Here is a 15,163-nt window from a genome sequence, read left to right as displayed (position 1 = left end):
TGCTCTCGCGCATCAATGGCTGAGCAGGCCCGGCGCGCGCGCCGGCTTGCTACGCGGGAACCAGCGCTCCAGTACCGAGGCCAGCGCCGGCAGTGCCGTCATGGCCATCACCAGGTTGACGAGGAACATGAACGCGAGCAGCTTGCCCATGTCGGCCTGGAACTTGAGCGCCGAGAAGCTCCACGTCGCCACGCCGACCGCCAGCGTGATGGCGGTAAAGATCGTGGCCACGCACTCGAACTCGAGCGCACGCTCCATGGCCTTGAGGATCGGATCGCCTTCGGCCAGGTGCCTTTGCAGCCGGTTGTAGATGTACAGCGCATAATCCACGCCGATACCGACCGCGAGCACCATCACAGGCAGCGTAGCCACCGTCAGGCCAATCTTGAGTTCCTTCATGAACCAGTAGCCGATAAACGTGGCCACCGCCAGCGGCACACAGCAGGCCAGCATCGCGCGCCAGTCGCGGTAGGCCAGGAACACGAGAATCACGATGGCCGCATACACATAGAGCATCATCGGCAGCTCGCTCTTCTCCACCTCGTCATTGGTGGCAGCCAGCACGCCTGCATTGCCCGCCGCAAGGCGGATGTTGATGCCAGGGAACGGGTGCGACGCGCGGTATTGCTTCACGTCGTCGAGGATCCGGTTGATCGTCGTCGCCTTGTGGTCGGTCAGGTACAGGTGGACGGCGGTCATGCTGCAATCAGGCGTCATGAAGCCCTTCAGGCGTCCGACATCGACCGACACCGCGCCATAGTTCTCGGGGTCGATCGGCACGACGTTCATCTTGGGATAGTCTTCGTTGTAGCCCTGGTTGTAGGTGCGCAGCATCGCCGAGTACGACTGTGCCGACACCACCCCCGGCTCCGTCCGCATGGCTGCGGTGAACTCGTTCTCATACAAGCCGACGGCCGGGTTGTCGCACGCCTTGCCGCTCGACTCGATGGCTACCGAGAGCCAGTCGAGGCCCATGTCGTAGTGGCCCGCGATGGACGTCGCATCCTGGTTGAAACGTGCGTCCTCACGCAACTCCGGCGCGCCAGGTTGCAGCGTTCCGATCACGCGGTCACGGCTCTGCCAGGCGGATAGCGCAAACACCATCACCGTGATCGCGAGCGTGATGCCTGCAAACTTCGGCTCGGCCACCCGCGACAGCGGACGCAGGAAGGCCGATCGCCGGGCGCCACGCTTGAGTGCGCTGTCGGCGTATCCCTTGGTGAAGTTGAAGCACGATGCGGCAACCGGCAGCAGGATCAGGTTCGTCACGATCTTGTAGGCCACACCCAGCGAGGCGGTGATCGCCAGCTCCCGCACCATCGGGATCGGAATCAGCAGCAGCGTGATGAACGACACGAAGGCGGTCACGAGGGCCAGAACACCCGGGATCAGCAGGCCGCTGAAGCTGTGGCGTGCCGCATCGTACGAGCTGTTCCCGCGTGCAATCTCACGCACGATGAAGTTGACCTGCTGCACGCCGTGCGATACCCCGATCGCGAACACCAGGAATGGCACCAGCACCGCAAGCGGGTCCAGGCCAAAGCCCAGCAGCCTCAACGTGCCGAACTGCCATGCGAGCGACGTCAGCGAGCAGACGATCAGCAGCACCGTGAAGCGCACCGAATGGCAGTACCAGTACACGGCGAGCGCGGTCAGCAGCAACGCGATCGCGCAGAAGCCCAGAACGGCAGTTGCGCCGTCAGCGATGTCACCAATCTGCTTGGCAAAGCCGATGATCTGGATTTCGTACCCCGCATCTTCGAACGGCTTGCGAAGCTTGTCTTCGAGCAGATGGTTGAACGCCACGTAGTCGAGCACCTTGCCGGCGCTGTCACGCTCGTTCAGTTCGGCCGTGATCATGGCGCTGTCTTCGTTGTGCGAGACGAGCGTGCCGACATAGCCACCGAGTGTGGTCGCGCGGCGGATCTGCGCGACGATCTCCGGTGTCAGTTGATCGGGCGTGATCGAGCCGGAGATGATCGGCTCGGCACGAAAGCCCTCATCGGTAATTTCGTTGACGAATGAGTTTGGTGTCCAGAGCGAACGAACACCGATGCGGTCGACATTCGGCAGGTACGTGACCGCCTGGGTCACCTTGTACAGGCGCGTCAGCCCTTGCGGCGTCCAGATGGCGCCGCTCCTGGCCCGCACGACGACGGTGATCCGGTTTGCACCGAGCAGATCGGAGCGGTATTTCTGGAACGTCTGGATGTACTCATGTCCGATCGGCATCTGCTTCTCGAAGCCCGCGTCCATGCGCAACTGCACGGCGAACACCGCCATGACAGCGGTAAACAAGCCGATCACGGCCAGCACGATCACACGGTGACCGAAGAAGGCATTTTCCAGACCGCTGACTAGACGATTCAACACAGCATTACCCCTTCAAGTATTCCAGCGACGCACGACGTGCGCCGCCTCCCACAGGCTCACCCGTCAGAAGTTCCGGGTGACAAACGCGCCGATGAAATTCCGATCCGAGTAAGGCTGCCCCACCGTGTTGTGCCCGCCCCAGAACGCCGTGAAATTGATGCCTGCCTGCCAGTGCGTCGGATTCTGGTTGAACAGCACGTAGACGTTCGCCGATTTCGCGCCCTGCATATAGTTGGCCGAGAACGTCGGCGTATAGCCATAGAGGCCGGCGTTGAATGTCACGCCAGGCGTCACCTGCCAGCCGGGAATCAGCGTGCCGTCATACGTCCAGTTGAAATCGATCGTCGCGCCCGCGGAACTCGACGTACCCTGCGCCATCCCGATCGGATAGCCGGTGCCGGAGTTTGGGTTGAGCCAGGTCAGATATCCGGCCTGTGGCACCTGCATGACCGCTTGTCCGTTGATCGTCCGCGTGACGCCGCGCGAACTCAGGCCGGGGTAATAGATCCATGTCAGCTCTGTCGTCAACGTTGCCGAATCCGCACCAATCAGCTTGAGAAACGGATACTCGCTGCGCGTCAGGGCCAGCAGGCCGTTGATGCCGAACTGGAACTTCTTCCTGTCGATCCACTGTTGGCAATCGACGCCCGCGGCATTCGTGTTCAGGTCGGGCGGACCACCCGCACCGAAGCAGCTCGACAGCGCCACCGCATCACGCGGGCGATACGACAGCTCGGTACCGACCGCCCAGGGGCCGACGGGAAAGTTCGCGCTGACGCCGAAGAGCTGACGGCTCGTGGGATTCGACCACTGCAGCGTGTTGTTCGAGAACGACGTCAACACCGGAGACTTGTCGACATAGTTTTCGTAATAGAACGCGAAGTTCGCGTCGATGGAACGCGGCACATAGTTGAACTTCACGCCGAACTGCGGCTTGTACTTCGGCGGCAGCTTCGTCGAGACAGGAAGGCCGAAAGACTCGGCAAACTCCCCGTTGACGAGGCCATTGTTGATTGCGGCGATCGTGTTCGGGTCATGGCTGTTCAGCCCGTTCATGCCGGCGATCGTGGCCGCGCTCGGGCCGTTCGCGTTGAAGTTGTTCGGGTTGACCGTGAACGGGCCTGCGCCGCGGCCCAGGATGTTCGTGACCGACCAGAACGTTCCCACCGGCGGGTAGCGGTTGCCGTTCCAGATGAACTGGTAGTAGGCCTCGGTGCTCAATCCGTGGGAAAGTTCAGTGGCGAAGCTCACCATCGGGGCCGGGAGCACCGCTTGCTTGAGCTGCGTGCCCGGAATCAGCAACTTCTGGATATCGAGCGAGTTGGTGGCGTTGATGCCGCCCGTGGCGAACATGCTCTCGCCCCAGTTGATCACCTGGTTGCCGACGCGCACGTGGGCGTTCCGGTCGGCAATCGTGAAATCCTTCTCGCCCCACAAGTCGAGAATACGCGCGTCGTAGACAACCTGTGCCTTCGCGTCGCTCGATAGCTCCGTTCTCTCCGTGTTCTTGGCCATGAAGTCGTACATGCCCGTGCCACGGGCCAGGAACTTCAAGCCTTCGCTTGGCATGGTCAACAGCAGCTCGCTGGTCGCACTCAGGTACGTGCTGAATGGCCGTCCCTTGCGGTAGTTCAGGTCACCGCTGTCGCCTGCCCCCCACTGGTCGGTGTTGGCCGACGCCCCGCAGCCGTTCGCGTTCGGATCTCCGGTGAGCGAGCAACTGGGGCTCTTGGTCCGAATCCCCGCGCCGGCCGTGATGTTGCTCACCAGCGAGCCCTTGATGACATCGTCTGCGCCCGCCGTAAAGTCGAAACCGTACGCGCTCGACGCCGCCGCCCCTAACACGGCGAGCGAAATCGTGGTCCGCCGGAACTTCTTTATAGTTTTCATCGCCATTCCTCCATCCCGTTTTGATGCCGACGCGCGCCTCCTACGCGCGTCAGCCCCCGCCCATGCGGTAACCTTCAGCGCTCGCTAACCGACCTCAATGTTTCTGCGGAGAAGAAATCCGACTTGAATCGCGAATCGTTAGTTTGCTCATACCAGCGCAGGTCCTTGCCCTGTCCGATCGTCGACTGATCGAAGACGTAACGTCCGTTGATCACGTCGTACTGCACGAACGGCTGGTTGTCGCACGTGCCGCCCAGCTCCCATACCGGGATCGGGTAGCTTTCACGCACCTTCCACAGCTTGCCCTGCGCGTCGTAGTCTTCGCCGACGAGCGCGAGCCAGCTGTCCTCGTCCAGGTAGAAGACCTTCTTTGACGTAACATGGCGTGCACTGGACTTGACCGTCGCTTCGACAACCCAGACGCGATGCACCTCGTAGCGCCGGTTATCGGAAGCAATGCCGTCTGGCGTTGCAACGTCGTGCAGCTTGCTCTTGTACTTGTACATGCCGAACGCGTTGTACGGCACGATCATTTCGCGCTTGCCGGCGAGCTTCCAGTTGAAGCGGTCGATGGTGCCGTAGAACATGTTGGCTTCATCGATCAGGTACTGGTTCTCCATGCCGATGATCGGTGCATCGTGTGTATAGGCCGGCATGCGCCTTACGCGGCGCTGCCCGGGGAAGTAGTAGAACGTCTCCGATGCCTTGTTGAAATACTGACGCTGCACGAAAGCCTGCCCGGCCAGCGCCGGCGGCGATTCGACCTTGAAGAACGCTGCGTTGCTCATCTGATCGACGTCCTGCGGCGTCGTCTTGCCCGGCTTGCCCCACGGGAAGTACGCGTGCTGCGGAGCGATCGCATCGATCCATTCGCCACCACCCGGATTCGGGGAAACAACGGTCACCATCCTCGGCCATTCCAGGCCTTCACCGTGGTAGCGGTAGATGTAGTTCAGGATCGCTTCAGCACCATTCTTCGGTTGCGGAAACGCAACGCCCGGGAGGTTCGCAGTCTGCAATTGCTCGCCGGTCGAATCGAGCTTCGCCGCCGTGAGGTTCGCCTTGGAGTTCTGTGCAACGAAGTCCGGCAGCTGGCATTCGCGATGCGACGGGTACACGTCCATTCGGTAGCCTTTCTTCTGCTTGATCAATTGAATCTGACCCGGCGTCAGCTGCGCGGCGTACTTGTCGACATTCGATGCGTCGATCGTATAGACCGGTTTCTCGGTCTTGTGCTTCCAGAAATCACCCCGAACCTTGCCCCACTCCCAACCCGGTTCGGGCGACTGCTTCCCTGCATAGGCCGGCACGGCGCCGTCTTTGCTCGCTGCGCGGTCACCGCCCTCCGGCGTGAGGTCCTCCGCCATGGCAGCCGTGCCGATCGCCAGCAATACCATCGCCGCGACAGCAGACACGGCTCCGATTCTGTGCTTCTTCATCATGGTTCCCCTTTCGATTCCACCTTCACACACCGGTCATGCCACCCTCGGGCAGAACACACTCATTTCGACACGTTGATCCACTACTCGGCCAGGCTGGCCCTGACTCCCCGTTTCCCCACGCGCGTTGCGGGTGCGCGTGGCGGCTGACTCAGCGCTTGCCGGACCCGGCCACTGCCACTGCCCGAACCTCGACGCAGAACTCCGGCAGCGCCAACTGCGTCACGCCAACCGCCGTCCACGATGGATAGCGGTCCGGAAAGTACGCGTCCTTGACGGCTGCGAACGCCTCCATCTCGCCGCGCAGGTCGGTGTGGAAGGTCGTCAGTTCAACCACATCGGCCAGGCTTGCTCCCGCCGTTTCGAGAATGCCCTTCAGGCACTCGAAAGCAATCTGGGCCTGCGCCCGCATTCCCTCGGCGGGTTTCATATCCGCGCCGATGCCGACCTGGCCGGACACCCAGATCGTGTCGCCCACACGAGTGGCCGGCGAGAAGTGATAGGTGTCGTAGAACGGCTGGAACGGGGCCGGAACGATCGATTGACGTTTGTTGGCGATAGTCATGAATAAGCCTCTCTTGGTTTGCTCAGACGATTTGACGGAAACAGGAAGCGCGGAACGGATCGCCCGCGTTCAAATGCGAGATCTCGTCGGCGAAAAGAACACCCGCTGTGCTGTAGCCCGATCGGCTGTTTTCAGGCAACGGGCTGTAGATCGCGTCGTCGCCGAAGAAACGCAGCACCAGCGTGTGGCGGTCCGGGAACTCGGCGTCAGTCGGCGCTCCGCCATGCAGCGTGCCCGGATGCAGCAGCAGGACATCGCCGGGCTGCGTTGCCCACGAGAGGATGTCGTAGGCACTCGGATCGACGCGGCGCTCAGCCTCGATATCCGGCATCCGCGGCCAGTGCGGCACGGCGGCGTCGCCGTGCAGCGGGTCGGTCGGATCGTCGAGGTTCTGGAATGTGGTGCCGTCATGGCGCGTGCCGCGATGCGAGCCGCGAACAATCTCCAGCGCGTTGCGCTTGGGGACGGCCTGGAAGCTGATCCACGCATTCGCCCAGTGCTTGCCGGCCCACGGCAGGTACGAGGTGTCCTGGTGCCAGCTCGAGCGCGCGGCCTTGCCACCGGCCTTGAGGAAAAGCTCCTCGGCAAAGTACCAGACGTGCCTGGAGCCCCACAGGTCGGCGAGCAGGTCGCCGAACGGCAGCTTGCCGACCAGATCGTCCAGCCGCGCCTTCGCAAACGGGTTGGCGTTGTCAACGTGCGATTTCTGCTCGGTGCCGTTGAAGAGGGCGCTCGCGCCCGGACCGGGATTTTCAATACCCCAGTCAAAGGCTTCCTGGCACAGGGCCAGCTGCTCCTTGTTGAGACAGCCTTCCATGACAACAGCGCCGTCCTCGGCGAAGGCCTTGCGCTTCGATTCATTCATCGTTGATCTCCCGATTCGTCAGTTGCATCGCGGCGGCCATGAGCACTTCCAGCCACGTCTTAAGTAGAACAAAGCACCAAAGTTAGGTAACTATGATAAAGATATGACAAAAGGAAAAGACAGGGATTTCCCTGCCTTTGTGTCATGCGTCAGGGGGACAAGGGGAAGCAGGCCTTGCAGGAGACGATTGCGTGCCCTCAACGCCCCATTCTGGAGTCGGCATGCACCAAATCAGGCCTGCGCTGCGTGCGTGTCGATGCTAACGCTGGCAAGCGGCGCCGTTCATCCAAGCCGGTAGACACCCCGCTCGTCGACCTCTACCCGTCCGTCAGCCAGGAGTTCATCCAGATGCCGCGAAATCGTGCGGGTTTCGGCGTCTGCCACCCACAAGCCTTCATAGCCTTTCGGATACAGCAGCCGGTGCTGGACCAGTTGCTCCAGCGTCTTCGGAGACTCGCGCAGCCACGCCAGCAGGCGCTGTTCCCGCTCGTCGAGCCTGGCCGTGTAAGCGGCGAGATCGTGCAGGAAGTGCGCTCGATCGGTATAGACACCGCGGTGGTGGGACGTGATCCACACCTTCGCCGGAATCTCCGGCAGCCGCGCCAGGCTGCGGCGGAAGTCACGCAGGCTCGAGCCTGCATCACCGTAGTACGGCCCGAAGCCCGTCAGATCGATATCGCCGGTGAAGGCCACGCCTTCAGGCTCGACCAGCAGAACGCAATGACCCGCGGTGTGACCCGGCATATGGAACGCGCGAATCTGCGTCTGACCAAGGTCCCAGCACGCGCCGTCCCCATACCCCCTCGCGTCGGGTCTCGGCGCATAGAAGAAATCGCGCTCGAATTTGGCCAGGATTGCCGAGGCTTGTGCTTCGGTACTGCCAAAGGCGGTAGCCATGCCATGCCAACTGCGCACCGCTGGCAGGTCGTCCTTGTGCACGTGCACCGATGCGCGAGGCAGTCGGTGCAGGCCGGCCATGTGGTCTTCGTGTACATGGCCCATCACCACCAGTTCAGTCGCGTCGAACTCCGGGCCGATGAAATTCGAGACAACTGGCGTATCGAAGGCTGCTCGTGTTTCCGAACCCCGGATGAGCACCTGGTTTCCGTCGGGGTACTTCCCGTTCTTTTCACCAAAGAAAACCGAGACGCGGCCAAAGTCAACACGCTGGATTGGATCCCGGGAGTGAGGCTGATTGCCAACGAGGTTCATGCTGATCGTCCTTCTTCAGACCGTTTCAATGCTGGCGACGGCCGTGGTCGCGTCCGTTGCGCAACGGCCGAAAAAGGGGGCGAGAAGCGGGTGGAAAGCTTCTCCGCGGCGACAAGGGCAAGCCAGGAAGCCACCACCAGGGCCGCCGAGGCGCCAAGCAGCCTCGCCGGCGTATACCGAGCCAGTAGAAAGCCGGCGAAAGCCGTACCGACAGCAAGGCCAAGCGCTTGCATCGCCGGATAGGCAACGTAGATGCGGTTTGTGAAATCGAGGCGCCGTACCGCGCCGAGGTAGTACGTATAGACCAGCGTTGCGACGAGCCCGTGGAGAATGAAGCCAATGCCAAAGGCCGTTGCCGAGTGGGTCGCCATGGCCGGGTAAGTCAAGACGACAACGATGGTCGCCACGCCGATGATCATCGTGGTGGGAATACGCTCCGCCAGAATCGAAGGCAGAATCGAACCGATGATGGAGCCGATGAGAGACATCGCGACAATCGGCCCCACCGCTTGCGCTTGAACACCGCCTGCCGTGGCGATCGAGTCGGCAAAGTTGTAGATGCCACCCATGAACACCCCCGTGAATACCGATCCAGCCACGGCGGCCAGTACCGGTGCGGCAAGCGCCAGGCGATATCCGGCGGGGCGTGCGGGGTTGCGTGGCGCGTCAGCATGCGCGCGTGGTGCAGAGGCTGGCTGGAGCCGAACACCGGACAGTGCCAGCGCACAGGGCGTTGCCAGGGCGAACAACGCGGCGATGGCCACCAGTACACCCTGATCTCCGTGTGGCGGCACCGCCGCGAGCGGCAGCAAGAATGACGCCATGGCCGCGATCACGAGCGATGCAAAGATTGCAAGGCTATAGGCTCTCAGCGGGTTCGCCGCGTAACCAAGCGCTGTAAACGACGGCGTCGAAATGCAACCGCTTGCCAGGCCGATGCCGAACCACCAGTACGTCAGGTTGCCGGCGTCGGAAACGAACGCGACACCCAGGAGGCCAAGGCCGGCGACAAGCAACGACCCGATGCTCACGCAGGTGAGATTGGATCGATACACCCAGAAGGGACCGCTCGCAGACGTCATACCCGATCCCAACACGAAGGCCGTGCCCAGCGCACCGAGCTGGCTTTCGCTCAGGCCGCGGCTCTGGTGCAGAGACTGGAACACGACCGGCAGAATATTGACGATCAGTGTCCCCAGCGACCACAGAAGCCCGGCACAAAGAAACGCGGCGCCACTAGCCTTGCGTGTTGGCGGCGATGTTGTCGCCATAGCAACCCCTTGAACGAATGCATTGTAGAACCGGCTGCGTCTTGACTGCCTTCAGTTGCGACGGGCACCGACGCCTTTGAGCGTTGAACCTTCCAGATCACCCAGCAGGTGGATCGGATCGATCATCTGCCCGTCGACCTCGACCCACCCCATGTGGTTGTCGCCTGCGGACCAGCCCAGCAGCCGCCGGATCTGCTCGGGGTAGCTCGCCACCTCTTCGGATGTCATTGACAGATACATGTTCTCTTCCTGCCGGACATTTGCTGCGTCGAGCGCCATGCCCGCGGCGGTCCGGTACTCGCCTTGCGTGGTATTCGCGCCGCCCGCATGGAAGGTCGAGCCGAGGAAAATCAGCGCAGAGCCGGCCTTCATGACGGTCGGACGCGCCTCTGACAGATCCGGCTTGCGATCGTCGTCCCAGAGGTGGCTGCCCGGAACGACGAGGGTTCCACCGTTCTCGGCAGTGAAGTCGGAGACGGCACAGATGATCTGCAAGCGCCCTTCCCTGCCGCCTGTCGGGTGGCGCCACATGAAGGCCGTATCGTCCCGGTGCAGCGGCTGTGCGGCCTGCCCCGGCCCGATCTGGATCGCCTGAGTCACCCCGATGCGAACGCCTGCCGTGAGCGTCACGCGGCGCTCACCTACCCAGACTTCGCGCGGCCTGCACAGAAAGTGCTCGGCCACAGGCAGATAGAGCGGATGCGTGGCGATCTCCGCACAGTGGCGCGTCCGGGCAAAGAGGCGTGACAAGCGTCGCGTGCAGTTGCCGGAGAAGCTGTCCCGCCCGACCGGCTGGCATTCGATGAGGGGAAGCAGATCACTACTGAGGCCGTCCAGGGTCTCGCTTGCGAGAAAGTCCTCGATGATCACGCCACCATCGCGCTCCAGGGCAGCAATCACGTCATCGGCGGTGGCCTGCCGGCCGGAAAGTCTTGTCATCTCTGTCATCGGATTCCTTTTTCAGGCTCGCTCCGGGGTCTTCGCCCCCCTGGTCAAAGGCAGCCCGGCGCACGCCAATTCACGACTGCATCGGGTAAACCTTTTGTAGAACAACATACCAACGTTAGGCAATAATGACAAAGATAGGGGCAAAGAAAAAGGCAGGGATTTCCCTGCATCGTTGAACGCGTGCGCCTCTGCCTCGATTGATGTAACCCAGACCCCGCGAAGGATTCGCGCGTAAGCCGATGAAACCGAACGATCCGACTCTTGCGCACCATGGGGGCCGCCGCAAGAAACTGGCAGCAAGCGTGGCGGCTGTCCTCATGCTCTGCATGGCGGCCGCCACGGGCGTGGCCCCGCGCAACGCCTACCTTGACCCCAGGGCGCCTCGCCGGCAAGAACGCCTGCGCCTGCCGGACCTGCGCGCGCAACTCGAAAAGCTGACCGACGCCACCGCCACCTATATCCGCGAGGAACCCATGCTACGCGGCGACACCATCGCCTCGCTGCTCAAACGGCTCGGCGTGGACGACCCCGACGCGCAGGAATTCATCCGCGGGAATGCAGCCGCCCGCAATCTCTTCAGTCTCGAGCCGGGCCAGGTCGTGCTGGCCGAGGTCGACCAGGACAACTTGCTGGTCTCGCTACGTGCCACCCTGGACGGCAACGTGTCCGCCTCGCGCGAACTGGTGATCGAGCGGGCCGGCGACCTTGACGAGCCGGCCTTCAAGGCGATCGTGCGCGCGGTCGGGAACGAGCTGCGCCATGAGATGCGTTCCGGCATCATCACGGCCGGCGGGTTCTTCAGGACCATGGACGCCGCGGATGTGCCCGACGAGATCGTCCGGCAGATGCTGTCCATCTTCTCCGGCGTGATCGACTTCCACCACGATATCGTCGCCGGCGACCGCTTTCGCATGGTCTATGAGGCCGGCTTTCGTGACGGCGCCATGGTGCGCAACGGGCGCGTCGTGGCAGTCGAGCTGATCAACCGAACCCAGCCTTACCAGGCCTTGTGGTACCCCGCCGACGGCGGCCACGCCGGCGCCTACTACACCTTCGACGGCCGCAGCATGGCGCGTCCGTTTCTGCGCTCGCCCGTCGAGTTCTCGCGCATGTCATCGGGCTTCGGCTGGCGCAATCATCCCCTGCATCACCGGTGGGTCCAGCACAAGGGGATCGACTTTGCCGCCCCGACCGGCGCCAGGGTCCAGGCCACGGGCGACGGGACAGTCGACTTTGTCGGCCAGCAGAGCGGCTACGGCAATACCGTTATCCTCAGGCATGACGGCGGCTACTCGACTTGCTACGCGCACTTGTCGCAATACGCTGGCATTCACCCTGGTCAGTACATCACGCAAGGGCAACTGATCGGCTATGTCGGGCAAACTGGCTGGGCAACCGGACCGCATCTGCATTACGAGCTTCGCTTTCATGACGTGCCGCAGAACCCCCTGAGCGTGATGCTGATGGAACCGGAAACGCTGGCCGGGCCAACGCGCCAGCGGTTCCTGAGCTATGCCGGTGACCTGCTGAACAGAATCTCGGTGCTACGCAGCATTGATGTGGCATCCGGCGGCAATCGCAACCTGGCCAGCTGAAAGTGGCGCATTGCCGACCCACCATCCGCCTGGCGGGCTCTCCACGCGTGCCGGGTTGCGCTGGCGAGGGCAGCGCGTATTCTGGTTAGTGGTTCCCCATCCACGCTGATTTCAGCCGGTCGCGAGTGGCCTCTCCTGTCACGCAGACGTCAGGGCGATCGCGCCGACTGCAGGTGGAAAATCATGCGCGAGCAGCCTTTTGACAGACCGGCAGAGGATCGTCCTTCAGCCCCCTACTTCAGGGAGGGCGAGCCGCACTTCAGATTGCTCGCCGACGGCATACCTCACGTGGTAATGACCGCCGACCCGGATGGCCGGATCGATTACTGCAACCAGCAGTGGTCAACCTATACCGGACTCAGCCTTGAGCAAACCCAGGCCGGCGCCTGGCGATCTGTCGTACACCCGGAAGACCTGAAGAACAACATCGAGCGCTGGGCGGACTCGGTGGCGAACGGCCGTGAGTATGAGATTGAATACCGCTTGAAAAGAGCATCCGATGGTGTTTATCGATGGCACCTTGAGCGCGGGGCACCCCTCAAGGACGCCGAAGGGAATATCGTAAAGTGGTTCGCCTCCTGCACTGACATCGAGGAGTTGAAACAGGCGCAGGGCGCGGCGGAAAGTGCCAACCGTGCCAAGTCGGAATTCCTGTCGAGCATGAGCCATGAGTTGCGGAATCCCTTGAACGCCATTCTGGGCTTCGCGCAGCTGATCGCCTCGGAATCGCCGCCACCGCCGCCCTCGCAGCAAGCCAGCATCGACCAGATCCTGAAGGCGGGCTGGCATTTGCTGGAACTGATCAATGAGGTACTTGACCTTGCCAGGATTGAGGCCGGGCAGGCGTCTCTGTCCCCTGAGCCCGTATCGGTCGCTGAAGCCCTGCATGAATGTCGCGCGATGCTTGAGCAACAAGCGCTGAGGCGTGAGGTTCGCATGCGCTTTCCCCTGCCCGACTCCACGTGTTTCGTCCGCGCTGACAGGACCCGGCTGAAGCAGATCCTGCTCAACCTGCTTTCCAATGCCATCAAGTACAACCGGGAACGAGGCACGGTCGATGTGCAGGTGACGACGGGGGATCGCGTTCGCGTCAGCGTGCGCGACACCGGCGCAGGCCTGGCACCGGAACGGCTGGCGCATCTGTTCCAGCCGTTCAACCGCCTTGGACATGAGGGTGGCCCCGTGGAAGGCACGGGCATCGGCCTCGTGGTGGCCAAGCGGCTGGTCGAGCTGATGGGAGGTGCCATCGGCGCCGAAAGCACGCCTGGCGTGGGCAGCGTATTCTGGGTCGAACTGCCCGTTGCGCGCCCTCCGGAAATGACTGGCGAGGGCGCAGAGCCAGCGGCGTCCGCCAGGGCGCAAACGGAGGCTCCCTCTTCGGCACATACCCTGTTGTATGTCGAGGACAACCCCGCCAATGTGAAGCTGGTTGAGCAGCTCATCGCGCGCCGGGCCGATGTGCGGCTGCTGACCGCGGCCACTGGGACGCTCGGCGTCGAACTGGCGCGCACTTCCCTGCCGGATCTGATCGTGATGGATATCCATCTGCCCGACATCAACGGCATCGAGGCACTGCGGCGACTGCGCGAAAACCCGAAGACGGCGCACATTCCGGTGATCGCCCTCAGCGCCAATGCAATGCCGCGCGACATTGAGAAAGGCATGAAGGCGGGGTTCTTCCGGTATCTGACCAAGCCGATCCGGCTCAATGCATTCATGGACGCGCTGGATGGCGCCCTGGCGCAGCCGCGAGACGGGACTGCCCGGGACTGATGAAGCCAGGCGCTCGCCATGATCGACGCATCGAACATCCTGGCAGCAAGAATCCTGGTCGTTGACGATCTGGAGGCCAATGTCCTGTTGCTCGAACGGATGCTGCGCGGGGCCGGCTATGCTTGCATCGAGTCAACCATCAATCCGCGCGAGGTCTGCGAGCTTCACCGCAAGCACCACTATGACCTGATCCTGCTTGATCTGCAGATGCCAGGCATGGACGGGTTCGAGGTCATGGAGCGCCTCATGGAAGTCGAGACGGACAGCTATCTTCCGGTGATTGTCATCACTGCCCAGCCCGATCACAAATTGCGCGCACTGCAATCCGGCGCGAAAGACTTCGTCAGCAAGCCATTTGATCTGGCCGAAGTGCTGATGCGGGTTCGCAATATGCTGGAAGTGCGTCTGCTGCACGGGGAATCCTTGAAATACGGCAAGGAACTTGAGCGGAAGGTGCGTGAACTGGAAGCGAGCCGAGAGACGATCGTTCACCAGAGTCATGAACTCAGGCGCCTTTACGAGAAGCTCGTTTGCGAGCAGCAGGTAACCGAGCGGCTGCTCCTCAATGTGCTGCCAGCCCCCATCGCCGAGCGTTTGAAGCAGCGCTCCGATCTCATCGCCGCCGCCCCGCCGGAAATCATCGCCGACAAGTTCCAGGAAGTGTCGGTGTTGTTTGCAGACCTCGTGCAGTTCAGCCGTTTTTCACCCAGCATGGACCCCGAACGGCTGGTGGCGGTACTGAACGAGATATTTGCCGACTTTGACAATATCGCCGACAGCCGGGGACTCGAGAAGATCAAGACCATCGGCGACGCTTACATGGCGGCCGCAGGCCTGCCCGTCCCGGCGGACGATCACGCCGCCCGCGCCGCCCATATGGCCTTGGACATGCTCGAGTCACTGGGCCAGTTCAATCAGCGACGCGGCTACAACCTGCAATTGCGGGTGGGCATCCACAGCGGGGCTGTCGTAGCCGGCGTGATCGGGAGGAGAAAGTTCATCTACGACTTGTGGGGCGACACCGTCAATATCGCCAGCCGGATGGAGTCGCAAGGGGTAGTCGGTCGCGTTCAGGTAACGGATGCCACGCGCCGGCAACTTGGGGAACCATTCCTGCTTGAAGAGCACGGTTTGATTGCTGCAAAGGGGATCGGTGACCTGCATACATGGCTTCTGGTTGGCAGAATGAGCGACGCAGGCGAAACCTTCCCGTAGCCGGCGACAAGGCTCGT

At 62.3% G+C, this 15,163-nt stretch carries 11 protein-coding genes; 3 read left to right on the top strand and 8 right to left on the bottom strand.

Annotated elements, in window-relative coordinates; translation table 11 throughout:
- Positions 1-12: 12 nt before the first annotated feature.
- The 8 genes from ACZ5MJ_RS05320 to ACZ5MJ_RS05285 form a co-directional block, all read right to left on the bottom strand.
- On the bottom strand, positions 13-2,373 hold the full coding sequence (locus tag ACZ5MJ_RS05320) for an efflux RND transporter permease subunit (protein WP_464222786.1): 2,361 nt from the start codon (positions 2,371-2,373) through the stop codon (positions 13-15).
- 63 nt (positions 2,374-2,436) lie between these two features.
- Positions 2,437-4,263 (bottom strand): DUF1302 domain-containing protein, encoded by a 1,827-nt coding sequence (locus ACZ5MJ_RS05315; RefSeq protein WP_464222785.1) that lies wholly within the window; start codon positions 4,261-4,263, stop codon positions 2,437-2,439.
- Positions 4,264-4,337: 74 nt separating this feature from the next.
- Positions 4,338-5,705 (bottom strand): DUF1329 domain-containing protein, encoded by a 1,368-nt coding sequence (locus tag ACZ5MJ_RS05310; RefSeq protein WP_464222784.1) that lies wholly within the window; start codon positions 5,703-5,705, stop codon positions 4,338-4,340.
- A gap of 148 nt (positions 5,706-5,853) precedes the next feature.
- Positions 5,854-6,267: a RidA family protein gene (locus tag ACZ5MJ_RS05305; RefSeq protein ID WP_464222783.1), complete on the bottom strand. Its 414-nt coding sequence runs from the start codon at positions 6,265-6,267 to the stop codon at positions 5,854-5,856.
- 22 nt (positions 6,268-6,289) lie between these two features.
- On the bottom strand, positions 6,290-7,132 hold the full coding sequence (locus ACZ5MJ_RS05300) for a phytanoyl-CoA dioxygenase family protein (RefSeq protein WP_464222782.1): 843 nt from the start codon (positions 7,130-7,132) through the stop codon (positions 6,290-6,292).
- A gap of 282 nt (positions 7,133-7,414) precedes the next feature.
- Positions 7,415-8,344: an MBL fold metallo-hydrolase gene (locus tag ACZ5MJ_RS05295; RefSeq protein ID WP_464222781.1), complete on the bottom strand. Its 930-nt coding sequence runs from the start codon at positions 8,342-8,344 to the stop codon at positions 7,415-7,417.
- Entirely contained in the window at positions 8,341-9,615 is a 1,275-nt protein-coding gene (locus ACZ5MJ_RS05290) for an MFS transporter (protein WP_464222780.1), read from the bottom strand. Before ACZ5MJ_RS05290 ends, ACZ5MJ_RS05295 begins: the two co-directional genes overlap by 4 nt.
- Positions 9,616-9,666: 51 nt before the next feature.
- Entirely contained in the window at positions 9,667-10,563 is an 897-nt protein-coding gene (locus ACZ5MJ_RS05285; RefSeq protein WP_464222779.1) for a phytanoyl-CoA dioxygenase family protein, read from the bottom strand.
- A 239-nt stretch (positions 10,564-10,802) separates the two neighbouring features.
- Here ACZ5MJ_RS05285 and ACZ5MJ_RS05280 point away from each other — a divergent pair, with 239 nt between their 5' ends.
- From ACZ5MJ_RS05280 to ACZ5MJ_RS05270, 3 genes are all read left to right on the top strand, one after another.
- On the top strand, positions 10,803-12,158 hold the full coding sequence (locus tag ACZ5MJ_RS05280) for a M23 family metallopeptidase (RefSeq protein ID WP_464222778.1): 1,356 nt from the start codon (positions 10,803-10,805) through the stop codon (positions 12,156-12,158).
- A gap of 183 nt (positions 12,159-12,341) precedes the next feature.
- Positions 12,342-13,931: an ATP-binding protein gene (locus ACZ5MJ_RS05275; protein ID WP_464222777.1), complete on the top strand. Its 1,590-nt coding sequence runs from the start codon at positions 12,342-12,344 to the stop codon at positions 13,929-13,931.
- An 18-nt stretch (positions 13,932-13,949) separates the two neighbouring features.
- Positions 13,950-15,146 (top strand): adenylate/guanylate cyclase domain-containing protein, encoded by a 1,197-nt coding sequence (locus tag ACZ5MJ_RS05270; protein ID WP_464222776.1) that lies wholly within the window; start codon positions 13,950-13,952, stop codon positions 15,144-15,146.
- Positions 15,147-15,163: the final 17 nt, after the last annotated feature.

Source organism: Cupriavidus sp. LA-1, assembly GCF_055385985.1.
This window is presented reverse-complemented; position numbering and strand designations above follow the sequence as displayed.